The following is a 26094-nucleotide window of genomic DNA, read 5'->3' on the forward strand; positions in this document are numbered from 1 at the left end:
TGTAGCGTTATGGCACGTGCCGTCAACCCCACCGCTCGCAAGTACCGCTCCACTGTCCGCACCGAACAGGCCCAGCTCACCCGCCGACGGATCCTGGACGCCGCGCACCGGCTGTTCGTGGCGAACGGCTATGCCGGCACGACGGTCAACGCGGTAGCCGCCGAAGCCGGAGTCGTGGCCGAAACGATCTACTCCACCTTGGGCGGCAAACGGGGACTCCTAGAAGGCGTCATCGACGCCACGATCGTCGCGTACCTGGCTCCCCTCCACGACCCAGACCACGATCGATCGAGTCGATGGGCCGAGATCGACCGCCTCGACGGTGCCCGCGAACGGCTACGCGTCTGGGCAGAGTTCGTCTGCCAGATCCTCGCCCACACCAGCCCAGTTCACGCCCTGATCCGAGGCGCCGCCGACAGCGAACCCTTCGCGGTGAAGCTGCGTGAACGACTCCTGCGGGAACGTCTTGCCGACATCGCCATGTCGATCGAGAGGTACGTGTCCGACGCCCTGCGCCCCGGGCTCACTGTCAACCAAGCCAGTGAACGTGCCTGCGCCCTGGCCAGCCCTGAGATGCATCACCTCCTCACCGTCGAGCTCGGCTGGACAGCGCGGCAGCACCAGGAGTGGCTATGCGACCTCCTCGAAGTCGAACTGCTCGGACCCGAATAGGTCCTGCTCCAAACAGTTGCCTACAGCCGGCTCGGATCAACGAGGCTCGTTCCCATCTGCCCGCTGGCACCACTACCAGGGGTATCGGTACGAAACCTGACAGCAGGCCGCCATAGGGACTGTAAGAAGTTCGGTGTAACTCCCGATCACGGGAGTAGATCTGACGACCGAGATGATGTCTGGCGTCGCGAGCGCTGGGGACCCGAATCCTGAGCTGGATCTGGATGCCTGGATGAGCAGTTGGTCGATCAGTCGGTGGACCGGGCCCGGGCCGGTGGGCTGCTGCTGACCGGCGAGGGCGGGTTCTGCAGGCGCCTCCTGGTTTATGCCCCGGAACTAGCGCGACTCAAAGAGATCAGGTGGTTCTGTGGGTTCCTCACGGGCGGTGGCACTCCGCGAGAGATCTGTGAAACAGCAGCGTCATGCTTGGTTGTTACCGTCTGGCGGCATGACGGTGGAACTGATCGAGGGCATGGAACTGTGTGCGGCTCCCGGCACCGACCCTGCGGTGGTGGCGCTGACGACCGCACAGCAGGCCGAGCTCGCCGCGATGTACGGCGAGGCCCAGCCGTTGGTCGCCCTCCACCCGGACATCTCGTTCACCCTGCTCCTGCTCGACGGCACCCCGGTCGGCTGCGTCGGCCTGCAGCCGGTCGCCTCTGAGCTCGGCGAGGTCAAGCGCATGTACGTCGACCCGTCCGCCCGCGGCTGGGGTCTGTCCCGGATTCTTCTCGACGCGGTCGAGTCTCACGCCCGCTCCATCGGCCTCACCCGCCTCCGCCTCGAAACCGGGCCGGAACAACGAGCCGCCTTGGCCCTCTACACGAACCACGGCTACCTGCCGACCCCGCCGTACCCGCCCTTCGAGAACGAGCCGGCCTCCCTCTGCTTCGCCAAGGACCTACAGCTGTAGTGACATGAGGGTTGTTGACGGCGCTGCGGCTTGAGCGTGTGCAGACCTCCGGCTGGGTGCGACGTGCTGACGCCACTCCCCCCGCTCGGAGGGCTCGTCTCCACCGCAGTGCCCGGGTGAACGTGTACGGCCACAGGTTGCTGATCGAGCGTGTGCGGCCAGGTGGCCGACGCCGTCGCTGCGGTCCCTCGTGAGCCAGATGCGGTACCTGTTCGGTCGACCCTGGCCGCGGCGCACGGCGAACCAGGCCGGCCGAGCTGATGCGCCTCGAGGCCGAGATTTGACGTGAGTTCTGGTTGACATCAAAGAATGATTTTGCGTTAATCGTGGTCGACATGAAATCGACGCGCACTTACACGATGCGGGCACGGGCCGAGTCGACCGAGGCGACCCGGCGCCGGATCATCGAGTCGGTCGTCGCCCTTTCCGAGGAGCGGCTCAGCTTGGAGATCGTTCTCGCCGACGTCGCGGATCGGGCCGGGGTCAGCGTGCAGACGGTACTGCGCCACTTCGGGAGCAAGGAGACTCTCTTTGCCGCCACACTCGAGTACCGTCGTGCTCAAGTACGGGAAGAGTGGGTCGCGCCGGCGGGCGACGTCGCCGCCGCCGTCAGGACGATCACGGACTTCTGCGAACGCACCGGCGACTGGATGCTGGCGATCATGTCGCGCGAACACGTCGACGACGCCGCCGCCAAGGTCGTCGCCGGTGGGCGAGAGCTCCACAGGAAGTGGGTGACCGAGACGTTCGCACCCGAGATCGCCGGCTGTGCCGACCCGGACGCGCTCGTAGATCTGCTCGTCGTCGCCACCGACCTCTACACCTGGAAGCTCCTGCGACGCGATGCAGGACGTGATCAGGCCACCACAGCGGAGCGGATGCTCCACCTCGTGCGGGCGGTGCTGTCCACCTCCTGAGAAAGGAACCGCCATGGCCCGGATTCTGATCGTCACCTGGGACGGCGGCGGCAACGTTCCTCCGATGCTTGGCATCGGCGCCGAACTGCGGGACCGCGGGCACGACGTCCGTGTGCTGGGCCACCCGCAACAACGCGCGACCGTGGAGGAGTACGGGCTCGCGTTCGCGCCCTACGTGCACGCGCTTCCGTGGACGCCGGAGCGGATCGGCTCGGGGCTGGCGTTCCTCACGTCCTCCCTGAAGCTGTTCACCGACCCACGACCCGCAGAGGACGTGCGGGCAGTCCTGCGCCACCGCCCTGCCGACCTGCTCCTGGTTGACTGTATGAGCCTCGCCGCGCTGCGCGCCACAGCGCGCTCGAACCTGCCGACAGTGGTGCTCGTGCACGTCTTCCACAGCTTCCTGACCTCGGGCTGGGCGCGCGGCCCGATCGGTGCCGTCGCGACCCTGCGCGGCATGCGACCCGGTCCCCTCTGGACTGCCGCCGATCGCGTGCTGGTCGCATCCGACCGCGAGCTCGACCCCACCGGGGCCGGACCGCTACCGACGAACGTCCGCTACACCGGCGTCGTGCAAGACCGAAACATCCGGCAGGCCGCGTCGCCGAGCCCCGCAGTGCTTGTCAGCATGAGCACGATGGACTGCCCGGGGCAGGCTGGGACTCTCCAGGCCGTCTTCGATGCGCTGGCCGACCTGTCGGTCCGTGCCGTCGCCACGACAGGCGGCGCCGTCGACCCCGCCGCACTCACCGTCCCTGCGAACGTCGACGTGCACCGGTACCTGCCGCATGACGAGGTCATGCCGAAGGTATCGCTTGTCGTCGGACACGGCGGGCACTCCACGACGATGCGCGCCCTCGCGCACGGACTCCCGCTGCTGGTGCTTCCCCTGTTTCCCAAGGGAGACCAGCCAGCGGTCGCCGCTGCTGTGACGAACGCGGGCGCCGGTCTGATGCTGCCGCCGACGGCGCCGCCCGCGCGGATACGGGAAGCCATCCACACGCTGCTCTCCAACGGCCCGCACCGCGCTGCCGCAAGATCCATCGGCACCCGGCTCCGTACGCAAGACGGGGCCAGCGCCGCCGTGACCGAGATCGAGGCCGTGCTCAACGCTCGGCCCGAGGAGCTCCGAACAGGTCGGGCCCACGAGGAACCGTCGTCCGGCGAGGACAGCTCTGCCCCGACTTGACGCAGAAACCCTGGCCGACCTCTGGGCGCCCAAGCACGATCCACCCGCCGCTACCGGCCCCATACCAACGGCAAAGCAGAACGCTTCAGCCGCACACTCCTGGACGAAATGGGCCTACGCCCAACCCTTCTCCACCAACCAAGCACCCGCCGGCGCCCTACCCGGCTGGCTCCACACCTACAACCATTGCCGAAACCACACCTCACTCGGCGGAAAGCCACCCATCACCCGCGTCAACAGCCCTACTGGCCAATAGAGCTAGCGGGCGACGGCGTACAGGTCGTCCAGGCCGATCGTCAGGACGGCCGGGTCGAGGTCCGGCTCGAAGCCGACGCCGCTGTAGCAGGCAAGGATCGTCTCGGAGGTGTCGTAGTCCCGCGCCAGCAACCGCCGCGCCCGCTCGAGCCGCTCTACGTGGCGCCGGCCCATCACCTCACCCCACTTCGCCTCCCCCAGCGACAAGATCTTCCGCCGACGCCCGGGCGGGCCCGCAGCCAGCACCACCACGTCGATCTCGATCTGAGTCCGTCGACTGTGATCGGACACCACACCTGCTCCGATCTCACCGGGAAGCTCTCCATACAGTTCCGGCGGCGCCCACAGCGCGAAGTCCCGGCACACCTGCTCGAAGTGCGGGCCGACGATCTGGGACGCGAACTGCGCTCGGGACGATGCCCAGACCGACTTGCCGCGGCCGCTCTCGACCGGGCCCCACTGCGCCCGCATGACGACCTGGTAGAACCTCACGAGCGGCTCCGCCACGTGGTAGGTCGGTCGCCCCGACCGGAAGACGTCCTGTCGCCGATGCAGCAGACCACTGTCCTCGAGCACCGTCAGGTGATGCCCGATGTCGGTCACCTTGCGTCCGACGTAGTTCGCAATGCGCCCGCGTGTACTGTTGCCGATGGCAACCGCTGCGAGGACCGAGTGGTAGAGCGCACTGTCGCGGACATCCAGGTCCTCCCCGAGCAGGTACCGCGCTTCCCGGAGCAGCGGGCGACCCGGATTGAGCACCGTCCGCAGCACCCAGTCGTCGAAGTCGTCGACGGACCGCGGGCTCTCGTTGTCCACGAAGCGCCGGTACGCCGGAGTGCCGCCCACGACGGCGTGCACGAGAAAGGCCAGCCGCGGGTCGTCGATCCCCCAGAAGTCCCTTGCCAGCCAGTACTCGAACGGCCGCAGGACGAGTTCGAGGTTGGCCCGCCCGCGCAGCGGTGCATCGCCGGCCAGCAGACGCCCCATGACCGACATCGCCGAACCGCACAGGAGAAGGTTGATGCCCCGGTGCGCGGACGCCGCCCGATCGATCTCTCGCTGGACGATCGACGGGAGCGCGGGGGAGACCCGGCTCAGGTACGGAAACTCGTCGATGATGAAGGGCCCGCGACCGGGATCGGCGGCGAAGAGCGCCTGGATGGCCTGGTCCCAGTTGTCGAACCTCACCGCCGCAGGCGCGCCGAAATGATCGCCGAACGCCGCTGCGAAGAGGGCCAGTGACTCGGTCTCGGTCGCCTCGGTAGCGCCGAAGTACAGCCCGCCGGTGCGTTCGGCCAGCGCCTCGAGGAGGTACGTCTTGCCCAGCCGGCGGCGGCCGCTGACGACCCCGAGCCTCGGGTAGTCCACCGTCAACTCGGCGAAGCGGGCCAGGTGGTCCCACTCGAAGTCGCGGGCGAAGATGCCCTCCGGCTTGCCCATGTTGTAGAACTATACTTCTAATAAATACACTTCTACAAGTTGTGGCTACGCTTTGGGCAGGTCGAGAACCAGGGTGGTGCCTTCGGGGCGGAAGCCGAGTTTGGTGAGGTACGGGGCCGAGTCGCGCATGCGGGGTGGGGCCAGGACCTGGTGGAAGCCGTGATCGGTGAAGACGTCGCTGCGGCGGTAGACGAACTCGCCGGGGGTGAAGTCGCGGTACTTCGGCAGCACGTAGTCGAGGTCGATCTGGGCGCGGCCGTCGCCGGCGTCGTGGGCGAGGACGACACCGACGGTGCGGTCGCCGTGCTGGACCAGGAACGCGTACGGACTGCCGGTCGCGGTGAAGCCGGGGTTGAACCGGCTGATGTCCTTCTCGTGCCGCGCGAGCACGTGCCCGAGGTAGGCGTCGTCCCCGTTGACCTCGAGGACGGCGTACTCCGCCTGGTCGTGCCGGTGCCGGAGCAGCCGCCAGAGATGGATCACGTTGATGACGGCCAGGACGGCGTTCATCCCGACCATCGGCCAGACCGCGATCGCCGCGTTGAAACCGACCAGGATCACGCAGCCGACGAGGTTCAGCAGGCGCAGCCGGAGGATCCGGGTCTGCAGCAGTGACAGTACGACGAGTGCGGAACCGCCCCACCCGATGATGCTCAAGACGTCCACAGCGCGAGCGTAGAGCAGGTCAGACTTGGGCGGTGATCGAATCGCTTCTGCTGAACGGCGTACCCCTGCACACCGCCGACCCCGGGTTGCTCAGAGCAATGAGCTACGGGCACTTCACCTCGATGCAGGTCCGGGACGGCATGGTCGACGGTCTCGACCTGCACCTCGACCGCCTGGACCGCGGCTCCCGCGAGGTCTTCGGCCAGGGCGTCTCCGCCGACCGTGTACGCGCCGACCTCCGGGCCGCGCTCGACCACGCCGGCTCCGGCGACCTGTCGATCCGGGTCGACGTCGTCGTCACCACCGACCTGCAACTGCTCGTGCGCGTGGGCCCGCCGATCGAGCCCACCACGCGACCCCAGCGCCTGCTCGCCTTCCAGCACCAGCGGGCCGTCCCGCACCTCAAGCACACCGGCACCTTCGACCTCGTGTACTACGCCCGCCAGGCCGAGCAGCACGGGTACGACGACGCCATCTTCCACACCGCCGCCGGTGAGGTCTCCGAAGCGTCGATCTGGAACATCTGCTTCGCCGACGGCACGACGATCGTGTTTCCGGACGCCCCGGTCCTGCGAGGTATCCGCCAGCAGGTCCTCCAGCGCGGCCTCGACACGTACCCGACGACCCGGATCACGCTTGCCGATCTCCCGGCGTACGACGCCGCTTACCTGACGAACTCGATCGATCCCGCGCTCCCGGTCGGCTCGATCACGACGGACGCCGGCACCACGACGTACGACGCGCATCCGCCGTCGGCCGACGTGATCGCGAGGGCTTACGCGGCCGTGGAACCGCAGGCGATCTAGGTGCGGGCGGACCACCAGCGGAGGAGCTCCTCGCGGGCCCGGGCCTCGCCCAGCGGCCCCTGGTCGAGCCGGAGGTCCATCAGGAACTTGTACGCCTGCCCCACCTCGCGGCCCTGCGGGATGCCGAGGATCTCCATGATCTGGTTCCCGTCGAGGTCGGGACGCAGGGCGTCGAGCTCCTCCTGCTCCTGGAGCCGCGCGATCCGGGCCTCGAGATCGTCGTACGCCGCCCGGAGCGCCTCGGCCTTCCGCTTGTTCCGGGTGGTGCAGTCGGCCCGGGTCAGCACGTGCAGCCGCTCGAGCTGGTCGCCGGCGTCGCGGACATAGCGCCGTACGGCGGAATCGGTCCACTCACCGGTGCCGTAGCCGTGGAACCGCAGGTGCAGCTCGACCAGCTTGCCGACCTGGTCGATCTGCTCGTTGCTGAACCGGAGCGCCCGCATCCGTTTCCGGGCCAGTTTCGCGCCGACCACGTCGTGGTGGTGGAACGTCACCTTGCCGGCGCCCTCGAACCGCCGGGTCTTCGGTTTCCCGATGTCGTGGATCAGCGCGGCGAACCGAACGACGAAATCCGGCGTCGGAACAGACAGCCGCGATTCCAGATCGATGGCCTGATCGAGGACGGTGAGGGAGTGCTGGTAGACGTCCTTGTGCCGGTGGTGCTCGTCCAGCTCCAGCCGGAGCGCGGGCAGTTCGGGCAGGACGTGGTCGGCCAGCCCGGTCGAGACCAGCAGGTCCAGGCCGATCCGCGGGTGGTCCGAACTGACCAGCTTGACGAGCTCGTCGCGGACCCGCTCGGCCGACACGATCGTGATCCGCTCGGCCATCGCGGTCATCGCGGCCACGACCGCGGGGGCCGGCGTGAAGCCCAGCTGCGCGGCGAACCGGCCCGCCCGCATCATCCGCAGCGGGTCGTCGGAGAACGAGGCCTCCGGGGTGCCGGGGGTCCGGATCGTGCGGGCGGCGACGTCCTCCATCCCGCCGTACGGGTCGACGAAGGTGCGGCCCGGCAGCCGGATCGCCATCGCGTTCATCGCGAAGTCGCGCCGGGCCAGGTCGCCCTCGAGGCTGTCGCCGTACGCCACGTCCGGCTTGCGCGAGGTGGGATCGTAGGACTCCGACCTGTACGTCGTGATCTCCAGGACCCACTCACCCTTGCGACAACCGATCGTGCCGAAGGCCTTGCCGATGTCCCACACGTGGTCCGCCCAGCCGGACAGCAACCGTTCGATCACGTCGGGGTGCGCTGAGGTGGCGAAGTCCAGGTCCGTGCTCCCCCGTCCGAGGAGAATGTCCCGGACGGGCCCCCCGACCAGCGCGATCTCGTGCCCGGCACCGGCGAACCGGGCACCGAGCTCGTCGACCACCGGAGCGATCTGCAGCAGGGTCTGGACCGCCCGCCGCTGCACGGCGGACAACGATCCGGCGGAGGCTGACTGGTCGGCGAAAGGTGACACGGGAAACTAGGTTACGGTGACGGCGTGTTGAGACGGCGACTGAGGCTCTCCGCTGCGGCGGTCGTGGGCCTGCTGATCGCTGCGTCGGCAGCGGTTCTCGGGACGGAGCCGACGTCCGCGGCTCCGGTGGAGGACCCGGTCGTCGACGTCACCATCGACTCCTTCACCCCGGTCGCGCCGAAGCCCGGCGAACTGGTGCAGATCAAAGGCCGGGTCACGAACACCACCGACCTGACCTTCCGGGACCCGCAGGCGCTGGCGTGCATCGACCGGCAGCGGTTGAGCACCGGCGCGGACATCGCCGCCGTCTCCGCCGAGCAGGACGTCCCGATGAACGACCGGGTCAGCTGCCAGCGGCTGACCCGGTTCGAGACGTTCCAGCAGTTCGGGGCCCCACTGGCGCCGAAGGCAACGGTTCAGTTCACGCTGACGGTGCCCTGGGCCGAGTGGCAGATCAGCAAGGCCACCGGGGTGTACGTCGTCGGCGTCGTGTTCCGCGGCCAGCCGGAGGAGAACAACCCGGGGCGCATCACCGCCGGCCGCGTCCGCACCCTGATGCCGGTGATCGGCAGCGAACCGCTCACCCGCAAGGTGAACACCGCCCTCGTCGTCCCGCTCCGCCACCGGCCCACCCAACTGGGCGGCCGGACCTTCGCGAACGACTCCCTGGCGCAGTCGATGGCACCGAACGGCCCGCTCGGCCGGCTGCTCGCGCTCGGCCGGACCCGCAAGGTCACCTGGCTGGTCGATCCGGCGATGCTCGACGAGGCCCGCCGGATCAAGGACGGGAAGGACGGGTACGTCGTCGTCGGCGACGGCGGCCAGACCCCCGGCACGGGGCAGAAGGTCGTCACCGACTGGCTGAACGAGTTCGACAAGAGCCGCGACCAGGGCAACCAGGTCGTCCTGCTGCCGTATGGCGACCCCGACGTCGCCGGCCTGATCGACGCCGGCGGCCCGGTGAGCAAACTCGTCGGCGACGCCCGGGCCACCAGCGAGGAGTACCTTCTGGCGCCCGGTTCGTCCGTCCCGGGCACCTTCACCAACGGCCTCTGGCTGGAGAACGGCGCGGCCCGGAGCCGCTACCTCGCCGCGGCCTCGTCCGGTTTCCGCGGTTCGACCGCCGCTGACCTGAACCTGGTCGGCAGCTCGTCCTGGTCGCCCGCCGAGCGGCCGGCCCTGAACTCGTCGCCGGTCTACAACGTGCTCACCCCCGAGGGCCCGAAGCCCGAGGTGCGCACGGTGATCGCGAACTCGGCCCTGACCACCGGCGGTCCGGACCTGGACACCGCCGAGAATCCGCTGCAGGTCCGCCAGCGGTTCGCCGCCGAGACCGCCCTGCTGGCCGCGGGCGGGAGTAGGCCGGTGTCGGTGGTCGCGCTGCCGCCGCGAGGCTGGGACACCGAGGGGAACGCGACCGCGGCGATCGCCGGCGACTTGTCGCTGCCGTGGATCACGCCCACCGACGTCGGTCAGATCGTCGCGTCGGCCAGGCAGCCACAGACCACCAGGGCACCCAACGCCGGCCGGGCGAACCCGGCGCTCACCGCCGCGCAGGTCGACGCCGTCAAGCGGCTCGACGACGCCACCCAGACCTTCCGGAACCTGCTCACCGTGTCGGAGAACCTGGACGAGAACATCGAGCGCGCGCTGCTCCGATCGGCGTCCAACAGCTGGCGTGGCTACGCCGACGAGGCCCAGCGGTTCACCGCGATCGAGACCGGCTCGGTCAACCAGCAGCTCGGCAAGGTGCGGCTGGTCAACTCGAACGTCGAGGAGGGCCGGCAGGGCGTGATCAAGGTGAACCTGGCCGGCAGCAAGGGCACCTTCCCGCTGACCGTCTCGAACGAGCTGAACGAGTCCATCCGGGTCGGCATCCAGGTCACCCCGGCGAACCGCACCGACCTGCGGATCAAACCGCTGCAGACGAAGGTGCTGCCGCCGCGCGGCAAGGCGACGTACCTGATCGAGGCGAGTGCCGAGCAGAACGGCCTGATCAGGGCGAACGCCCAGGTGATCACCGCCTCGGGCCGTCCGGTCGGCCGGTCCCAGGAGCTGGTGATCGAGGCCGCGCAGTACGGCAGTGTGGGCTGGATCCTGGTCGGCGCCGCCTGCGCCCTGCTCTTCGGTACGTCGTTCGTCCGGATCTACCGGCGGATCCGGACCGAGCGCCGCAGCCCGGCGCCGGCCGAGCCGGTCACCGACCCGCTGCACCCGGCACCGATCGATCCCGGGCCCGACGCCTCGACGGACGTGTCCCTGAAAGAAGGAGTCGGTTCGAAGGATGGCTGACCGCACCCTGCGCTCCGCGGCGGTGATGGCAGCCGGAACGGTGCTGTCACGCCTGCTCGGATTCGTCCGGATCGCACTGCTCGCGGCCGCCATCGGCACCGCGCTGCGCGGCGACATCTTCACCGCCGCGAACACGATCCCGAACAGTCTGTACATCCTGCTGGCCGGCGGCGTGTTCAACACGGTGCTGGTGCCGCAGCTCGTCCGGGCGATCAAGAACCACGACGACGGCGGCCAGGACTTCACCAACCGGGTGCTCACCTTCGGCTTCGTCGTCCTCGCGGTGGTGACCGTGGCCTGCGTGCTGCTGGCGCCGGCGATCGCCGAGCTGTACCTGCCGAAGGAGCTGCAGGACCCGTCGCGGGCCGCCGAGAAGGCGTCCATGGTGATGTTCGTGCGGCTCTGCCTGCCACAGATCTTCTTCTACGGCGCGTTCGTACTCGTCGGCCAGGTGCTGAACGCCCGGCGCCGGTTCGGCCCGATGATGTGGGCGCCGATCGCGAACAACATCGTCGCCTGCGCGTCGATCGTGGTGTTCCTGCTGGTCTACCGGACCGGCGACGATCCGCCGACCTACAGCCACGGCGAAGAGTTGCTGCTCGGCCTCGGGCACACGATCGGCATCGCCGTCCAGCTGCTGGTGCTGCTGCCCTATCTGACGGCGAGTGGGCACTCGTACCGGCCGAAGTTCGGGCTGCGTGGCACCGGGCTGGGTCACACCGCCCGGCTCGGCATCTGGACCATGCTGTTCGTCGCCGTGAACCAGGTGACGCTGGTCGTCGTCACGCAGCTCGCGATCGCCGGAAGCGCCTCGGCGGACCCGGGCGCGAAGGCCGGTTTGTTCGCGTACAGCACGGCGATGCTGATCATCCTGGTCCCGCACGGCATCGTCACCGTGTCGCTGGCGACGGCGGCGTTGCCGCAGATGTCGTCGCTCGCGGCCGACGGCGACATGACCGAGGTGGGCCGGCTGTCGGCCCGGTCGACCCGGCAGGCGCTGGCGATCGTCGTCCCGGCGGCCGCCGCGATGATCGCGTTCGCCTACCCGATCGTCACGGTGATCGCCGGCTACGGCTCCGGCAGGAACAACCTGACGCTGATGTCCTACACACTGGTGACGCTGGCGCTGGGGATCGTGCCGTTCACCGTTCAGTACTTCCAGCTGCGGACGTTCTACGCGTTCGAGGACACCCGGACACCGTTCTTCCTGCAGTGCGTGATCGCCGCGACCAACATCGCCGCGGCCGTGATCGGGGTCCGGGTGCTGCTGGACGAGGAGCACCTGCGGTTCAGCGGTGTCGTGCTCGGGGCGGCGTACGCGCTGGCTTACCTGGTCGCCGTACTGCTCTCTCGTCCGGTCCTGCGGCGGAAGGTCCCGCGGGTGCACGGCGCGGGGATCGGGCTGCCGCTGCTCGCGATGGTGATCGCCGCGGTGGTCGCCGCCGGGGCCGGCCGGGCCGCCCTCTGGCTGCTGGACCGGGCCGTGGACTGGTCCGGACCGCTCGGCGCCATCCTCCAGCTCGCGGTCGCCGCCGTGGTGATGCTGCCCGTGTACGCCGGGATCGCCCGGGTGCTCCGCATCCACGAGGTCAACGACGTGGTGTCCCTGGTCACATCGAAGTTGCCGGGCCGCCGCTGAACCGGTCCGCTTGTGCACTCGTGAGAACCCCTGTAGCTGACGAGGGCACTAGCATGGGGCCTGCGATCCGGACCCCGCCGACCGGTCCGGAACGCCAGACGCAGGCCGACCAGTGCATCGAGGAGGGCGAGAGACACCGTGTCGAACCAGACCGTCAGTCCTGGTGCCCTGCTCGCCGGCCGCTACCGGATCGCCGAGTTGCTGGCGGAGATCGACGGTGCGCGGGTGTGGCGAGCAGTGGACGAGGTGCTCAGCCGGGCCGTCGTCGTGGATGTCCTGCCGGTCGGCGACCCGCGGACCAACCTGCTCTTCGACGCCGCCCGGCGGGCCGCCGCGGCCGCCGACCCCCGCTTCCTCCGCGTGCTCGACTGCGACATGCACGACGGCGTCACGTACTGCGTGCGCGAATGGGCCGGCGGCCGTCCGCTCGAGCGGATGCTCGGCAGCGGCCCGCTCACCGGGCAGCAGGCCGGCTGGCTGGCCCGCGAGGTCTCCGAAGCGCTGGAGAACCTGCACCGCACCGGCCACGCCCACGGCTCGATCAGCCCGGCCACCGTCGTGGTCACCGACGCCGGCGCCATCAAGGTCGTCGGTCTCGCCACCGAGGCGGCGCTGCGCTCAACCGGCCCGGGTTCGCCCGAGCAGGACGTCCGCGCCCTCGGCGAGCTACTGTACGCGTCCCTCACCGGTCGCTGGCCCGGTCCGGCGCCCGCCTGGGGCCTGCAGCCGGCTCCGGTGGAGCACGGCCGGCTCCTGAGCCCGCGCCAGGTGCGCGCCGGTGTACCGCGCTCACTCGACGACATCAGCGACCGGCTCCTGAGCAACCCGCCGCGCCACCACGCACCGCCGATCACGAGCGCGGCCGGTCTGTCCGCCGCGCTGTCCGGAGTCGTCGGCAGCTCGCACGAGCCGCCGAGCCAGATGGACGAGACCGTCGCGATCGCCCGGCAGAACGGCAGCATCGACGACGCCACCCAGGTCGTCCCGCCGACTCCGCCCGCGGTGGACCCGACGCCCTCGGCGTACCAGTCCAACGGCCAGGACCAGCAGCGCGCGGCGTACGCGACCGCGCCGCAGACCCGGCCGGTCCGTCGGCAGGCCCCGCCGCCGTCGAACGGCAACGGCCACCGGCGCCGGGCCGACGAGCCGAAGCCGAAGGGCTCGTGGGGCGGCCGGATCCTCATCCTGCTCGCCGTACTGGCCCTGTTGTCGGTGGTCGCGATGGCCCAGTTCCTGCTCAAGGGCGGCCTGAACAACGAGCAGGGCACCGGGTCGGAGGACGGCGGCACCACCACCGCGCCGCAGACCAGCGGCCCGCCGTCGGCGACCGGCTCCGCGGTCACCATCGCGGGCGCCAAGGACTTCGACCCGAAGCCGGACGGCAACGGCGAGGAGCACCCCGACGAGGTACCGAACACCTACGACGGCAAGGCGAGCACGACCTGGACGACGATGTCGTACAGCCGGGCGAACCTGGGCGGGCAGAAGCCCGGCGTCGGCATCGTCTACGACCTCGGCGAACCGACCGCCGTGTCGAAGGTGTCGGTCGCGCTCGTGCGGGACGGGACCAGCGTGGAACTGATGGTGCCGAAGGGCGACACGAGCAAGTCGCCGGCCGCCTCGAGCGGCTGGACCGCGGTCGCCACCGAGGAGGACCAGCCCGAAGGAACGACGGTGCTCACGCCGTCGCAGCCGACCGAGACGCGCTACGTCATGGTCTGGCTGACCAAGCTGCCCAAGGACGACAAGGGCGGCAAGTTCCGGGGAGAGATCTCGGAGGTCACAATCCAGAGATGACCTCGTCGGAAATCGCCCGGATCGGCGCGGCAGGGCCGGTGGACCGGCAGGAGGGGCATGCTGGGCCGGTGAGCTACGACCAGATGGACGACCACGAGCTGCTCCGGCTGCATGTGGCAGGCAACCCGGACACGTTCGGGTTCCTGGTCAAACGCCACCGGGACCGGATGTGGGCGGTCGCCATCCGCACGCTGGGTGAGCCCGAGGAGGCCGCCGACGCGCTGCAGGAGGCGTTCATCTCGGCGTTCCGCCGGGCGGACTCGTTCCGTGGCGACGCCAAGGTGACCACCTGGCTGCACCGGATCGTGGTGAACGCCTGCCTGGACCGGATCCGCCGCCGCCAGGTCCGGGCCGCCGACCCGCTGCCGGAGGACGAGGACCGCGCGGCCGAGCTGGCCGGGCCGTCCGAGGACGACCCGGCCGAGGTCCGCGAGCGCCGGCTCGACGTGCTGAACGCCCTCAAGCAGATCAACTCCGACCAGCGCAGCGCGCTCGTCCTGGTCGACATGGAGGGCTACTCGATCGAGGAAGCCGCCGCCATCCTTGGCTGCGCGCCGGGTACTGTGAAGAGCCGCTGCGCCCGCGGCCGGGCCCGGCTGCTGCCGCTGTTGCGGCACTGGCAGACGACCAGGGGCGGTTCGGAGAAGTCCGGCGTACCGGAGAAAGCCGCCGCCGAAGTGGTGGGAACCGAATGAGCGGGTACCCCGTCGAAGCGGAGTCGCCTACCTGCGACCTGACCTTCATGCCTCGACCCGGAGTTCTCCGATGATCACTCTGCGCCCGATTCTGTGCTTGATTCCGGGCACCTCCCGTGAGGGGGCGAGTTCCCGATGACCGATCCCGGTCTGCCGACCAGCGAGCACCTCGAGCACCTGGACACGGACACGATCGCCGACCTGATCGAGAACCTGCTGCCCGCGCAGGAGGCCCACCGGGCTCGTGAGCATGTGAAGGCCTGTCCCGACTGCCAGCTGACGTACGACGCGCTCGTGCAACTGTCCGAGGACCTCGCCGAGGAGGGCCGGGAGGACATCCCGATGCCGGCCGACATCGCCGAGCACCTCGACCAGGTGATCGTGTCGGAGTCCGTGCTGCGCGCGTCGACCGTGGGTGTGCACTCACTGGTCCAGATCCGCGAGGAGCCGCACCGCCACCTGCCGAAGATCCTGACCGCCGCCGCGGCGGTCGTGGTGGTCGCGGGCATCGGCGTCGGGGTGGTGATCGCCACCAAGGACCAGGCCGCCGACAGTGCCGCCGGGATCGGTCCGTCCGTGCTGCCGAGCGGCGTACCGTCGCTGACGGCCAGGGACGTCGGCCCGGACGCGCAGCAGTGGCTCGAGAGCACCAACGGTCCCCTGCTCAACGGCTCGGCGACCGAGCAGGTCTGCGCCCGCAACTTCGCGTCCGGTCGGCCGAACCCTCAGGTTCGGTTGGTGCAGCCGGCCAGGGTCGACGGGAAGCGGGCGCTGCTGATCGGCCTGCAGGGCGGCTCACCCCGCGACATTCAGATCTTCGCGGTCACGGGCTGTGACGATCCGGGCGGCGTCGCCAACCCCTTCTACGACACGACGGTGACGTTGCGCAATCGCTGAGACACCGCCGGACTGCGACGGCCGGGCGATGGGTACGGTGTTGACACATTCCCCAACCCACCACCTCGGCCAGGGGGAATGGTCGGCCTCTAGGATCCGTTGAGTACGACGTACCAATGGCTCGACGACACGAGGAACGCCTGCATGAGCGACTCCGCAGTCCGCAACGTCATCATCGTCGGTTCCGGTCCGGCCGGTTACACGGCGGCCGTCTACGCCGCCCGCGCCCGGCTCGAGCCGCTGGTGTTCGAGGGCTCCGTCACGGCCGGCGGCGCACTGATGAACACCACCGAGGTGGAGAACTACCCGGGCTTCAGCGAGGGCATCATGGGCCCGGCGCTGATGGACGAGATGCGCAGCCAGGCCGAGCGCTTCGGCGCCGGGCTGGTGCCGGACGACATCGTCGCCATGGACCTGACCGGCGAGATCAAGTCGGTCACCGACTCCGCCGGCACCGAGCACCGCGCGAAGGCCGTCATCCTGGCGATGGGCTCCGGCTATCGCAAGCTCGGCCTGCCCGACGAGGACCGGATGTCCGGCCACGGCGTGTCCTGGTGTGCGACCTGTGACGGGTTCTTCTTCCGCGACCAGGAGATCGCGGTGGTCGGCGGCGGCGACTCGGCCGTCGAGGAGGCCACCTTCCTGACCCGGTTCGCGAAGAAGGTCACCCTGGTGCACCGCCGCGACGAGCTGCGCGCCTCCAAGATCATGGCCGACCGGGCGTTCGCGAACGACAAGATCGAATTCGCGTGGAACTCCGAGGTCGCCGAGATCCAGGGCACGGACAAGCTGACCGGCGTCCTCCTCCGCGACACCGTCACCGGCGAGACCCGGGAGCTGCCGACCACCGGCCTGTTCATCGCGATCGGGCACGACCCGCGCTCGGAGCTGGTGAAGGGTCAGGTGCGCCTGGACGAGGAGGGCTACGTCCTGGTCCGCGAGGGCACCACCGAGACCAACCTGCCCGGCGTCTTCGCCGCCGGCGATCTGGTGGACCACACCTACCGGCAGGCGATCACCGCCGCCGGCACCGGCTGTGCGGCCGCCCTGGACGCCGAGCGCTTCCTGGCCACCCTGGAGCACGAGGCGACCGCGGCCGCGGCAGCGGCCACCGAGCCAGTCACCGTCTGAACCTCACAACCACTGAAGGAGTTACGCCCGTGGGCGAGAAGATGAACGCCGTCACCGACGCCGAGTTCGAGCAGACCGTGCTGAAGAGCGACAAGCCGGTGCTGGTGGACTTCTGGGCCGAGTGGTGTGGACCGTGCCGCCAGGTCTCCCCGATCCTGGAGGAGCTGAACCAGGACCACGGGGACAAGATCACCTTCCTCAAGATGAACGTGGACGAGAACCCGGTCACCCCGAGCAACTACCGCGTCACCGGTATCCCTACCATCAACGTCTACGTGAACGGTGAACTGGCCAAATCCATCGTCGGCGCCAAGCCGAAGGCGGCGCTGCTGAAGGAGCTGGCCGACTTCACCTCCTGACGTCTGGATCACCGTCCGCCACACGGCAAGGAGCAGTTGATGGCTGGGACCCCTTCGAGCGGCCCGCACGGCGTGTACCGGATCGGCGACACCGGTGAGGCAGTCGCCGAGATCATCGGCAAACTCCAGCGGCTCGGCCTGCTGGACGGCGGTCACGACGTCTACGACGAGGCGACCGCACACGCAGTCCGGGGGTTCCAGCAGGAACGCGGGCTGATGATCGACGGGATCGTCGGCCCGCAGACGTACCGGGCGATCGACGACGCGCGTTGGCGGCTGGGCGACCGGCTGCTGACGTACGTCGTCTCGCACCCGTTGACCGGTGACGACGTGCTGGCGCTGCAGGCGAAGCTGCAGGAGCTCGGTTTCGCGGTGGCCCGGATCGACGGCATCTTCGGCCCGGACACCCAGCGCGCGGTGACCGAGTTCCAGCGCAACATGGGCCTGCCGGCGGACGGGACGTGCGGTCCGTCGACGTTCAAGGCGTTGCAGCGGATCAAGCCGATGGCGACCGGCGGCCGGCCGGACGCCCTGCGCGCGTCCGAGGCGGTCCGGGCCGCGGGTCCGCGGCTGTCCGGCAAGACCGTGGTGATCGACCCGGGCCACGGCGGTTTCGACTACGGCTGGGAGGGCTTCGGCCTGCGCGAGTCCGACGTCGCGTACGACCTGGCCGCCCGGATCGAGGGCCGGCTCGGCGCGACCGGCGTACGGGCGTACTTGTCGCGCGGGCGTGACCAGGGTCCGGACGAGTTGGCCCGGGCCGCGTTCGCGAACGAGACCGACGCGAATCTCTGCGTGTCCCTGCACACGGACGGGTCGATGAACCCGGAGGCGCAGGGTGTCGCCACGTACTACTACGGCAACGACCTGCACGGCGCCTCGTCCAGCGTCGGCGAGCAGTTCGCCGGCCTGGTGCAGCGCGAGATCGTCGCCCGCACGGACCTGTTGAACTGCCGGACCCATGCCAAGACCTGGGATCTGCTGCGGCGGACGAAGATGCCCGCGGTCCGGCTGGAGATCGGGTACGTCACCAATCCGCACGACTCCGCCCGGCTGGCCGATCCGGCGTTCCGGGACGTGGTCGCCGAGGCGATCGTGGTCGCCATCCAGCGTGTCTACCTCCCGCCGGACCAGGACGCGGCCACCGGGATGCTCCGGTTCGGCCAGCTCACGGTCTAGTAACTCGGTCACGAACTGCGGCGGCCACGACCTCGCGCCGGCCTGGAGAGCCACGACCTGTTCTGGATCTCCACCAGCACGAAGGTGTACCGGTTCAGCAAGTCGGCCGGACAGTCGTCGCCACGTTCGACCTGCCGAAGGTCAAGAACGTCAGCAGCATGCCGAACGGACAGCAGGTCCGGACCACCCCGAAGAGCGGGTGCCGGACCAGCTGGTGCACCGACACGGTCGACTTCGCCGTACCGGCCGCGACGCGGACCTTGCCGGGTGCCGAGATCTCCAAGGCCCGCGTCTGGAGCTCTCGCTACGAGTAGTCCTTCTCGAGAGCGATGTGCGGGAGCGCGCGGTCGAGGCCGCGTGGGAGCCACCAGGCACGGTCGCCGAAGAGCCGCATCACCGCGGGCACGATGACGCAACGGATCAGCACGGCGTCCAGCAGGACAGCGGTCGCCAGGCCGAGACCGAACTGCTTGAGCATCCGGTCCGGGCTGAGCAGGAACGCCCCGAACACCACGATCATGATCGCGGCTGCCGCGGTGATCACGCTGCCGGTGTTCGCCAGCCCTTCCCGCACAGCTTCCTTCGCGTCCTTGGTACGCCGCCACTCCTCATGGATCCGGGAGACCAGGAACACCTCGTAGTCCATCGACAACCCGAACACGATCGCGAAGATCATCACCGGGACGAACGCCTCGATCGGACCGGGCTGCGCACCGAACCAGCCCTGCTGGAAAACCAGCGTGATGACTCCCAGCGAGGCGCCGATGCTGAGCAGGTTCAGCACGGCGGCCTTCAACGGGACCAGGATCGACCGGAACACCGCCATCAGCAGCAGCGCGGACAGCCCGACCACGACCAGCACGAAGATCGGCAGCCGGTTGCTGACCGCGGACGAGAAGTCATCCGCCGCCGCGGTCGCGCCGCCGACCAGGTAATCGGCCCTGGTCCGCGTCTCGAGAGCGGGCAGCGTGTCGTCCCGCAGCCGCTCGACGAGCTCACTGGTCGCCGCGTCCTGCGGTGCCGACTTCGGGAACGCCAGTACGGTGGCGACCTTGCCGTCGGGGGTCAGTTGCGGCGGCGTCACGGCGGCGATGTTCGGATCACGCCGCAGAGCCTCGCCGAGTGCCTGCGCCGCGGCCCGGTCCCCTTCGGAGACGACCACCAGCGGACCGTTGAAACCCGGCCCGAAGGCCTGCGCCAGCAGGTCGTACGCCTTTCGGCTGGTCTTCGCCGGGTCGTCCGTCCCCGCGTCCGCAAAACCCAGCCGCATGTCCAACGCCGGCAACGACAACGCGATCAGCGCGGCCGTTCCGAGCACCAGCGGCACCCACGGCCCGCGCTGCACCACGGCCGCGAGCTTCCGCCAGCCGTCGCCAGGGGTACGCCGCTTCTTCGCCGCATGCTTGCGGACACTCTCCTCGATCCGCTTCCCGAACAGCGTGAGCAGGGCCGGCAACAGGCTGACCGCGGCGAGCATCGTGATCAGTACGGTCAGCGTGACGCCGAGCGCGACGCCCCGCAGCGAACCGAGTCCGAGCGCCAGCAGGCCCAGCAGAGCGATCACCACGGTGCAGCCGGCGAACATCACCGAGCGACCCGCGGTGTCGAGGGCAACCACCGAGGCGGCCGCGCGATCGGTGCCGTCCTTCAGCAACTCGTGCCGGTAGCGGGAGAAGATCAGCAGCGCGTAGTCGATACCGACCCCGAGACCGACGAGCATCATCACCGGCGCGGTGTAGTCCGGAACCGTGAACACGTGCGATCCCAGCACCAGCAGGCCGAGCGTCCCGCCGACCGCGAACACGGCGGTCAGCAGCGGAAGTGTTGCCGCGAGCAACGATCCGAACAGGAACACCAGGATCACCAGCGCGGCGAGCATGCCCGCACCCTCGGCCGCGCCACCCTCGCTCTCGGCCGCGGACCGCGCCAGGTCACCACCCACCTCCACCTGGAGTCCGGTCGTGCCGAACTCCTGCGCCCGGTCGATGATCGTCCGGACGTCCTCGATCGGCATGTCCTCGACCGTCGTGTCCAGTCCGACGGTGGAGAACGCCGTACGCCCGTCCTCGGAGAGCGAACCGGGAGCCGTGAAGGGATCCGCAACCGAGGCGACGTGCGGGAGTCCCTCGACGGCGGCCAGCATCGAGGCGACCCGCTGCTTCTGCGCCTGCAGGCCGCCGTCCGCGTGCAGGACGAGTTGAACCGAGGCGGTGTCACCTTGCGGCTGGTGCTCACGGAAGATGTCGGTCACCCGCTGCGAGTCGGTCCCGGGCAGCGAGTTGTCGTTGCGGTAGTTGTCGCCGATCAGGGTCGAGGCCGCGGTGACGGCGACCAGCGCGGCCACCCAGAGCAGCACCGCGACGCCGGCGTGCCGCATCGACCAGCCGGCCACCCGGTGCAGCAGCCCAGGTCGTCCACCCTCCTTCCCGGGCGGTCGGCGTACTGGAGTGTCCACGGTCATGGCTTGCGCCTCCTTCGATAAGTAGATTCGCTACATGTTGCCTCTCGACATTAACAGAGATATCAGTAGACTGGCTACATGAAGGCGGATGCGCTGCGTGGACACCTCGACCCGATGATCCTGGCCGTCGTCGAGCACGAGCCGCTGCACGGCTACGCGATCATGGAGGCGTTGCTGACACGCAGCGGCGGCGAGCTCGACCTGCCGACCGGCACGCTGTACCCGGCGCTGCGGCGGCTCGAGCGCGCCGGCTACCTGGCCAGCGAGTGGAGCACGGTCGGCGGGCGCAAGCGCCGTACCTATCAGCTCACGTCGGCCGGGCAGAAGATGCTTGCCTCAGGCAAGCAGGAGTGGCTGACCTTCCGCGCCGTGGTGGAAGGGGTGCTACGCCCGGGCCAGGCGTAGGCACCGCCTGGCCTGCAGTCCGACGACGAGCAACGGCAGGACGACGAACCCCGAGACGATCGAGTAGCCGAGCAGCATGCCCGCATGGGTGCCGGTCGACGCCATCCCGACGCTGATCAGGCTGATGATCGTGGAACTGACGATCGCGAACACAGCGGTGACGCGGCTGACGTGCTCCCGGACGACCGGGTGCCGCAGGCCCACGCCGGCGGCGATCACGGCCAGCGCCGCACCGGCCATGGTCAGCATTCCGATGCCCCGGACCGTCGACTGCAGGAGGTCGTTCAGCGGGTTGCCCGCGTCCGGGTCCTGATTCCAGCTCCAGGCGTCCTCCTGCCAGACGATCGGCTGGACGATCAGCACCAGGAACAGCATCACCGCGGTCCGGCGGCCCTGACTGACGGCGAGCTCGGCGCGGTAGCCGGGCACGACTTCGGCGAGTTCGCCGAAGTCGGCGACCGCTGCCCGCTCGGCGGCGGGCCGGTCGAGACCGCCGGCCTCGAAGGCCTCGGTGGCGTCGGTCAGGTGGTCCCGCGCCTCGGCGAGCAGGTCGGCCTTACGCCGGCGCGGGCCGGGCAGTGCGCGGCTCAGGCCGGTCAGGTACTCGTCGACTGTGCTGGACACAGCTTCCAGTATCGGGACCGGCGGTCCGGATCACGTCCGGGGTCCCACTGAGTCTCCCCTGACATCGTCCTGAGCCGCCGCCCCGCGGCGACGCCGCCGCAGGACGAAGAAGCCGACGTACCCGATCACCACCAGCGCGAAGCCGACCTTCTCCGCGGTCGGCGTCGCGCCCTCCGGCCAGATCGTGCCGTCCAGGTAGTGGTTGATGTAGCCGGCCTCGTAGACGCTCTCACCGCCCCTGCGGAGGAAGAACTTCTCGGTTCCGGTGAACGGGCAGTCGTAGTCGATGACCACGATCGCCAGGTTCCAGATCACGATGCCGAAATGGACCCAGATCAGCTTGCGCCACTTCCAGGCCAGGAAGGCGCCGAACACGAAGAACAGCAGGAAGGCGGCGTGCAGGACGAACATCGCGTCCGCGAGCAGGCGCCAGATCATGACGGCGTACGGCTCAGCGCGTCCCGGACCGTCACCGGCGCGGGTGGGGTGTGTTCGGGCCGGATCGCGCCCATCAGTCGCTCCACTGCCGCCTCCATCTCGCTGCGCCAGGTGACCGCGGACCGGAGATCGAGCCGCAGCCGCGGGTTCCGCGGGTGGTCCCGGACGACGCCGAAGCCGACCGCCCGCAGGAATTCGGTCGGCCAGACACACCCCGGCCCGTCCCAGCGCGAGTCGCCGAACGCCTCGACCGCGCGGAACCCCCGCTTGAGCACGTCCTTCGCGACCGCCTGGACGAGGATCTTGCCCAGCCCGAGCCCCAGGTAACGCGGCAGGACCCGCCCGGTCGCCAGGACGACGGCGTCCGGACTGACCGGTGCGGTCGGGAACGCCTGGATCCGGGGCAGGTACGCCGCGGGCGCGTACACCGCGAACCCGGCCGGCTCGTCGTCGACGTACAGGACGACACCCGCGCTGCCCCAGTCGAGCAGCAACTGGGACAACCAGGCCTCCTTCTCCAGCCCGGTGTCACCGGTGCGGTCGGCCTGCCTGGCGGCGACCGGGTCCAGCTCCCAGAACACGCAGTTTCGGCACGGCGCCGGGAGCTCGTCGAGGTTGGCGAGCGTCAGCGGTTCCAGCCGTCGGGCCATCAGCGGAGGTCTCGGGTCCGCCGGCTACGAAGTGTCGTGTTCATCACGGTCAGTGTCGCCCAGGGTGCCGTCGCGTCGCTCATCGTGCCGCCGGTGCGGGCGCCGGTGCCGGCTTCCGCGCGTCCGGGGTCTCGGCCGCCTCCGGGGCGACGTACCGCTGCTGCACCTTCGCGGCGGGTTGCCGCCGGAACAACTCGCCGGCGAACCCGGCCAGCACACCCAGCAGCAGTCCACCGAGCGTCCAGCCGGCTACCTTGCCCACGCTCATCCGATCCGCCTTCCGCGTCCACCTCTCAGGCCGCACCTTGCCGTCCGGCCGTCTCAGCAGCCAGATCACGGCATGGTCGAACCTGCCCCTATAAGGCATGGTAGTGAGAGGTCGCGCCGTTCCACAGCCCAGGCACGCTTGGGTTCCCCGGCGTAACCTGGTGACTTCCCCCTCGATCACCTGTTGGAGTGGCTTCGTGAGTGCTGACCTGCCCGATGTCCGGCAGACCCGTCTCGACAACTACGTCGACCGGTACGCAGCACGGACGAAGGGAATGACGGCCTCCGAGATCCGGGCGTTGTTCGCGGTCGCCAGCCGCCCCGAGGTGGTCTCGCTCGCCGGCGGCATGCCGAACATCGCCGGCCTGCCGCTCGACGTGGTCGGCAGCGCGGTCCGTGACCTGGTGACCGACAGCGGTCCGACGGCGATGCAGTACGGGTCCGGCCAGGGCGATCCGGTCCTGCGGGACCAGATCTGCGACGTGATGCGGCTCGAGGGGATCGATGCCCACCCGGACGACGTGGTCGTCACGGTCGGCAGCCAGCAGGCGGTGGACCTGGTGACCCGGGTGTTCTGCGACCCAGGCGACGTGGTGATCTGCGAGGCTCCGTCGTACGTGGGTGCGCTGGGTGTGTTCCGGGCGTACCAATGTGAGGTCGTGCACGTCGCGATGGACGACGACGGCGTCGTACCGGAGGCGCTGGAGCAGGCGATCGCGGCGGTGCGCGCGGCCGGTAAGCGGATCAAGTTCTTCTACACGATCCCGAACTTCCACAACCCGGCCGGCGTCTCGCTGTCGGCCGAGCGGCGGCAGCGAGTGCTGGAGATCTGCCAGCGGGCGGACCTGCTGGTGCTGGAGGACAATCCGTACGGGCTGCTCGGGTTCGACGGCGATCCGTACCGCGCCTTGCGGGCCGACGACCGTGAGGGCGTGATCTACCTCGGGTCGTTCTCGAAGACGTTCGCGCCGGGGTTCCGGGTCGGGTGGGCGGTCGCGCCGCACGCCGTCCGCGAGAAGCTCGTGCTGGCGCAGGAGTCGGCGACGCTGTGCCCGCCGGTGTTCAGCCAGCTGGCGATCTCGTCGTACCTGAGCCGGCACGACTGGCTCGGGCAGGTGAAGCAGTTCCGGGAGATGTACCGCGAACGCCGGGACGCGATGTTGTCGGCGCTCACCGAGAAGATGCCTGCAGCAACGACCTGGACCAGGCCGGGCGGCGGGTTCTACGTCTGGCTCACCCTGCCGGACGGTCTGGACGCGAAGGCGATGCTGCCGCGGGCGGTCACCGCACGGGTGGCCTACGTGCCCGGAACCGCCTTTTTCACCGACGGTTTCGGCTCGCAGTGCATGCGGCTGTCGTACTGCCATCCGACCCCGTCGCGGATCATCGAAGGGGTCGGCCGGCTGGCCGCGGTGATCAATGAGGAGCTCGAGCTGCGGCAGACGTTCGGACCGCTGACACCGGGGCCGGGCCGCGACTACGACGCTCCGGGACCGGAGCTGAGCTGAGCCTCGGCAGACCTTCTGCGCAAAGGTTGCGCAATGGATCCGCAGGCGGCCGGAGGTCCTTGACGCGGTAGCGGTACCGTTCCAGTGGGCCTCGGGACCGGCGACCGAGCCGGAGTCGCCCACGAGTGATCGGGATTTTTGTGATGAGTGATCTGGGTCGAGTGCTGGTACTGGCCGGCGGACTGTCACACGAGCGGGACGTCTCGCTCCGGTCCGGCCGGCGGGTCGCCGACGCCCTGCGCAGCGTCGGCGTGGAAGTCGAGCAGCGCGACGTCGACGGCAACCTGGTCGAACGGCTCCGCGACGATCCGCCGGACGCGGTCTTCCCCGTCCTGCACGGCGTCACCGGCGAGGACGGCGCGCTCCGCCAGGTCCTCGACCTGTACGGCGTGCCGTACGTCGGCGCCGCCGCGGCCGCCTGCCGGACGGCCTTCGACAAGCCGGTCGCGTCAACGATGGTGTCCGCCGCCGGGCTGCGAACGCCCGCGTCGGTGGTGCTCGGGCACGACACGTTCCGCGAGCTCGGTGCCACCGCGCTGATGGAGGCGGTGATCGCCCAGGTCGGCCTGCCGTTGGTGGTGAAGCCCGCCCGCGGCGGTTCGGCCCTGGGTGCGTCGATCGTCCGGTCGATCGACGAGCTGCCGACGGCAATGGTGAACTGCTACGCCTACGGGCCGGTCGCGCTGATCGAGCAGTACATCGACGGGACCGAGGTCGCGGTGACGGTCGTCGACACCGGCGACGGGCCACGGGCGCTGCCGGCGGTGGAGATCCGGCCGGATTCGGGGTTCTACGACTACGAGGCACGGTACACGGCCGGCGCCACGCAGTTCGTCGTACCGGCTCGGGTTGGCGCAAAGGTCGCGTCCGCTTGTGCCGAAGCGGCTGTGACCGCCCACGAGGCACTCGGACTGCGGGATCTGTCGCGGTCGGACCTCGTGATCGACGCCGCGGGTGTCCCGTGGTTCCTCGAGGTGAACGTTGCGCCGGGGATGACCGAGACGTCGCTGGTACCGCTGGCCGCCGAGGCCGCCGGGATCGAGCTGGGTGTCCTCTGCCGGGACCTGCTGGCTGCCGCCGCGGCTCGTTGAGGTCTTGATGTCCGCAGGGGAGGCTCGGCCGTTCTGGCGGGTCGCGCTGGAGCCGCGGTGGCTGGGGTTGCTGGCCCTGGCACTCGGCCTCGCCGCCCTGATGTCGGTGATGGGCGTGTGGCAACTGGAGGTGTACCAGTCCAAGACGGCGGCCGCGACCGCCAAGCGGGCTGAGGGCGCGCCTGTGGCTCTGCAGTCCCTGTTCTCGATCGACGAGGGCCTCCCGGCCAAGGCGGTCGGCCGGCGCGTCACAGTCAGTGGCACGTGGGGACCGGCCGGCGATCAACTTTTCATCACCGACCGCCGCCACGGAGAAACCGACGGCCTGTGGGTCGTCACCCCACTC

At 69.6% G+C, this 26094-nt stretch carries 26 protein-coding genes and 1 pseudogene; 19 read left to right on the forward strand and 8 right to left on the reverse strand.

Annotated features, from left to right (window positions below):
* Positions 1 to 9 precede the first annotated feature (9 nt).
* The 5 genes and pseudogenes from E1218_RS09210 to E1218_RS37130 all read left to right on the forward strand — a co-directional run.
* A complete protein-coding gene (locus E1218_RS09210; protein WP_132318284.1) occupies positions 10 to 672 on the forward strand; it encodes a TetR/AcrR family transcriptional regulator in 663 nt (220 codons plus the stop codon).
* A gap of 448 nt (positions 673 to 1120) precedes the next feature.
* The gene (locus tag E1218_RS09215; protein WP_132318286.1) at positions 1121 to 1585 is read left to right on the forward strand and encodes a GNAT family N-acetyltransferase; all 465 of its coding nucleotides are present in this window, start codon (positions 1121 to 1123) and stop codon (positions 1583 to 1585) included.
* A gap of 296 nt (positions 1586 to 1881) precedes the next feature.
* Positions 1882 to 2502 carry a TetR/AcrR family transcriptional regulator gene (locus tag E1218_RS09220; RefSeq protein WP_132318288.1) on the forward strand — a complete coding sequence of 207 codons (621 nt, stop codon included), beginning with the start codon at positions 1882 to 1884 and terminating at the stop codon, positions 2500 to 2502.
* A gap of 13 nt (positions 2503 to 2515) precedes the next feature.
* Positions 2516 to 3691: a glycosyltransferase gene (locus E1218_RS09225; RefSeq protein ID WP_165949199.1), complete on the forward strand. Its 1176-nt coding sequence runs from the start codon at positions 2516 to 2518 to the stop codon at positions 3689 to 3691.
* A gap of 21 nt (positions 3692 to 3712) precedes the next feature.
* Positions 3713 to 3947 (forward strand): annotated as a pseudogene (locus tag E1218_RS37130) (integrase core domain-containing protein); the annotation flags it as partial.
* Between the two features lie 2 nt (positions 3948 to 3949).
* On the opposite strand, the gene E1218_RS09235 reads toward E1218_RS37130, so the two are convergent.
* Both E1218_RS09235 and E1218_RS09240 read right to left on the reverse strand, forming a co-directional pair.
* Positions 3950 to 5386 (reverse strand): ATP-binding protein, encoded by a 1437-nt coding sequence (locus E1218_RS09235; RefSeq protein ID WP_132318292.1) that lies wholly within the window; start codon positions 5384 to 5386, stop codon positions 3950 to 3952.
* Between the two features lie 45 nt (positions 5387 to 5431).
* Positions 5432 to 6052: a hypothetical protein gene (locus tag E1218_RS09240; RefSeq protein ID WP_132318294.1), complete on the reverse strand. Its 621-nt coding sequence runs from the start codon at positions 6050 to 6052 to the stop codon at positions 5432 to 5434.
* A gap of 32 nt (positions 6053 to 6084) precedes the next feature.
* On the opposite strand from E1218_RS09240, the gene E1218_RS09245 reads away from it, so the two are divergent.
* Positions 6085 to 6858, forward strand: coding sequence for an aminotransferase class IV (locus E1218_RS09245; protein ID WP_132318296.1), 774 nt, complete (start codon positions 6085 to 6087; stop codon positions 6856 to 6858).
* Here E1218_RS09245 and E1218_RS09250 read toward each other — a convergent pair.
* Positions 6855 to 8276 (reverse strand): CCA tRNA nucleotidyltransferase, encoded by a 1422-nt coding sequence (locus E1218_RS09250; protein ID WP_132318332.1) that lies wholly within the window; start codon positions 8274 to 8276, stop codon positions 6855 to 6857. The two genes, E1218_RS09245 and E1218_RS09250, sit on opposite strands and share 4 nt — an antisense overlap.
* 63 nt (positions 8277 to 8339) lie before the next feature.
* On the opposite strand from E1218_RS09250, the gene E1218_RS09255 reads away from it, so the two are divergent.
* The 9 genes from E1218_RS09255 (at position 8340) to E1218_RS35955 (ending at position 18618) form a co-directional block, all read left to right on the forward strand.
* The gene (locus E1218_RS09255; protein WP_132318298.1) at positions 8340 to 10607 is read left to right on the forward strand and encodes a DUF6049 family protein; all 2268 of its coding nucleotides are present in this window, start codon (positions 8340 to 8342) and stop codon (positions 10605 to 10607) included.
* The gene (gene murJ, locus E1218_RS09260; protein ID WP_132318300.1) at positions 10600 to 12246 is read left to right on the forward strand and encodes a murein biosynthesis integral membrane protein MurJ; all 1647 of its coding nucleotides are present in this window, start codon (positions 10600 to 10602) and stop codon (positions 12244 to 12246) included. Before E1218_RS09255 ends, murJ begins: the two co-directional genes overlap by 8 nt.
* A gap of 138 nt (positions 12247 to 12384) precedes the next feature.
* Positions 12385 to 14043: a protein kinase family protein gene (locus E1218_RS09265; protein ID WP_132318302.1), complete on the forward strand. Its 1659-nt coding sequence runs from the start codon at positions 12385 to 12387 to the stop codon at positions 14041 to 14043.
* Positions 14040 to 14738 carry an RNA polymerase sigma factor SigM gene (sigM, locus tag E1218_RS09270; RefSeq protein ID WP_233712111.1) on the forward strand — a complete coding sequence of 233 codons (699 nt, stop codon included), beginning with the start codon at positions 14040 to 14042 and terminating at the stop codon, positions 14736 to 14738. The genes E1218_RS09265 and sigM overlap by 4 nt, the downstream gene beginning before the upstream one ends.
* Positions 14739 to 14873: 135 nt before the next feature.
* Positions 14874 to 15635: an anti-sigma factor family protein gene (locus E1218_RS09275; protein WP_132318304.1), complete on the forward strand. Its 762-nt coding sequence runs from the start codon at positions 14874 to 14876 to the stop codon at positions 15633 to 15635.
* A gap of 144 nt (positions 15636 to 15779) precedes the next feature.
* Positions 15780 to 16766: a thioredoxin-disulfide reductase gene (trxB, locus tag E1218_RS09280; protein ID WP_132318306.1), complete on the forward strand. Its 987-nt coding sequence runs from the start codon at positions 15780 to 15782 to the stop codon at positions 16764 to 16766.
* A gap of 41 nt (positions 16767 to 16807) precedes the next feature.
* Positions 16808 to 17125 (forward strand): thioredoxin, encoded by a 318-nt coding sequence (gene trxA / locus E1218_RS09285; protein WP_202865873.1) that lies wholly within the window; start codon positions 16808 to 16810, stop codon positions 17123 to 17125.
* A 39-nt stretch (positions 17126 to 17164) separates the two neighbouring features.
* Positions 17165 to 18304, forward strand: a complete 1140-nt coding sequence (locus E1218_RS09290) for an N-acetylmuramoyl-L-alanine amidase (RefSeq protein ID WP_132318310.1) — start codon at positions 17165 to 17167, stop codon at positions 18302 to 18304.
* Between the two features lie 158 nt (positions 18305 to 18462).
* On the forward strand, positions 18463 to 18618 hold the full coding sequence (locus E1218_RS35955) for a hypothetical protein (RefSeq protein ID WP_165949200.1): 156 nt from the start codon (positions 18463 to 18465) through the stop codon (positions 18616 to 18618).
* Here the strand turns inward: E1218_RS35955 and E1218_RS09295 are convergent.
* The gene (locus E1218_RS09295) at positions 18609 to 20765 is read right to left on the reverse strand and encodes an MMPL family transporter (RefSeq protein WP_132318312.1); all 2157 of its coding nucleotides are present in this window, start codon (positions 20763 to 20765) and stop codon (positions 18609 to 18611) included. The genes E1218_RS35955 and E1218_RS09295 overlap by 10 nt on opposite strands.
* Positions 20766 to 20843: 78 nt before the next feature.
* Between E1218_RS09295 and E1218_RS09300 the strand changes: the two genes are divergently transcribed.
* Positions 20844 to 21170: a PadR family transcriptional regulator gene (locus E1218_RS09300; RefSeq protein WP_132318314.1), complete on the forward strand. Its 327-nt coding sequence runs from the start codon at positions 20844 to 20846 to the stop codon at positions 21168 to 21170.
* On the opposite strand, the gene E1218_RS09305 is transcribed toward E1218_RS09300, so the two are convergent.
* From E1218_RS09305 to E1218_RS09320, 4 genes are all read right to left on the reverse strand, one after another.
* Positions 21150 to 21794 carry a permease prefix domain 1-containing protein gene (locus E1218_RS09305; RefSeq protein WP_132318316.1) on the reverse strand — a complete coding sequence of 215 codons (645 nt, stop codon included), beginning with the start codon at positions 21792 to 21794 and terminating at the stop codon, positions 21150 to 21152. The two genes, E1218_RS09300 and E1218_RS09305, sit on opposite strands and share 21 nt — an antisense overlap.
* Positions 21795 to 21824: 30 nt before the next feature.
* The gene (locus E1218_RS09310) at positions 21825 to 22232 is read right to left on the reverse strand and encodes a DUF2784 domain-containing protein (protein ID WP_132318318.1); all 408 of its coding nucleotides are present in this window, start codon (positions 22230 to 22232) and stop codon (positions 21825 to 21827) included.
* Positions 22229 to 22882: a GNAT family N-acetyltransferase gene (locus E1218_RS09315; RefSeq protein ID WP_132318320.1), complete on the reverse strand. Its 654-nt coding sequence runs from the start codon at positions 22880 to 22882 to the stop codon at positions 22229 to 22231. Before E1218_RS09315 ends, E1218_RS09310 begins: the two co-directional genes overlap by 4 nt.
* Before the next feature lie 79 nt (positions 22883 to 22961).
* The gene (locus tag E1218_RS09320) at positions 22962 to 23150 is read right to left on the reverse strand and encodes a hypothetical protein (RefSeq protein WP_132318322.1); all 189 of its coding nucleotides are present in this window, start codon (positions 23148 to 23150) and stop codon (positions 22962 to 22964) included.
* A 196-nt stretch (positions 23151 to 23346) separates the two neighbouring features.
* Here E1218_RS09320 and E1218_RS09325 point away from each other — a divergent pair, with 196 nt between their 5' ends.
* The 3 genes from E1218_RS09325 to E1218_RS09335 form a co-directional block, all read left to right on the forward strand.
* Positions 23347 to 24657, forward strand: coding sequence for an aminotransferase-like domain-containing protein (locus tag E1218_RS09325; protein ID WP_132318324.1), 1311 nt, complete (start codon positions 23347 to 23349; stop codon positions 24655 to 24657).
* Positions 24658 to 24800: 143 nt separating this feature from the next.
* Positions 24801 to 25748 (forward strand): D-alanine--D-alanine ligase family protein, encoded by a 948-nt coding sequence (locus E1218_RS09330; protein WP_132318326.1) that lies wholly within the window; start codon positions 24801 to 24803, stop codon positions 25746 to 25748.
* Positions 25749 to 25755: 7 nt separating this feature from the next.
* Positions 25756 to 26094, forward strand: a 339-nt coding sequence (locus E1218_RS09335) for an SURF1 family protein (protein WP_165949201.1), incomplete at its 3' end; no start/stop codon positions are given.

The sequence above is a fragment of the Kribbella turkmenica genome (assembly GCF_004348725.1).
GTDB lineage: Bacteria > Actinomycetota > Actinomycetes > Propionibacteriales > Kribbellaceae > Kribbella > Kribbella turkmenica.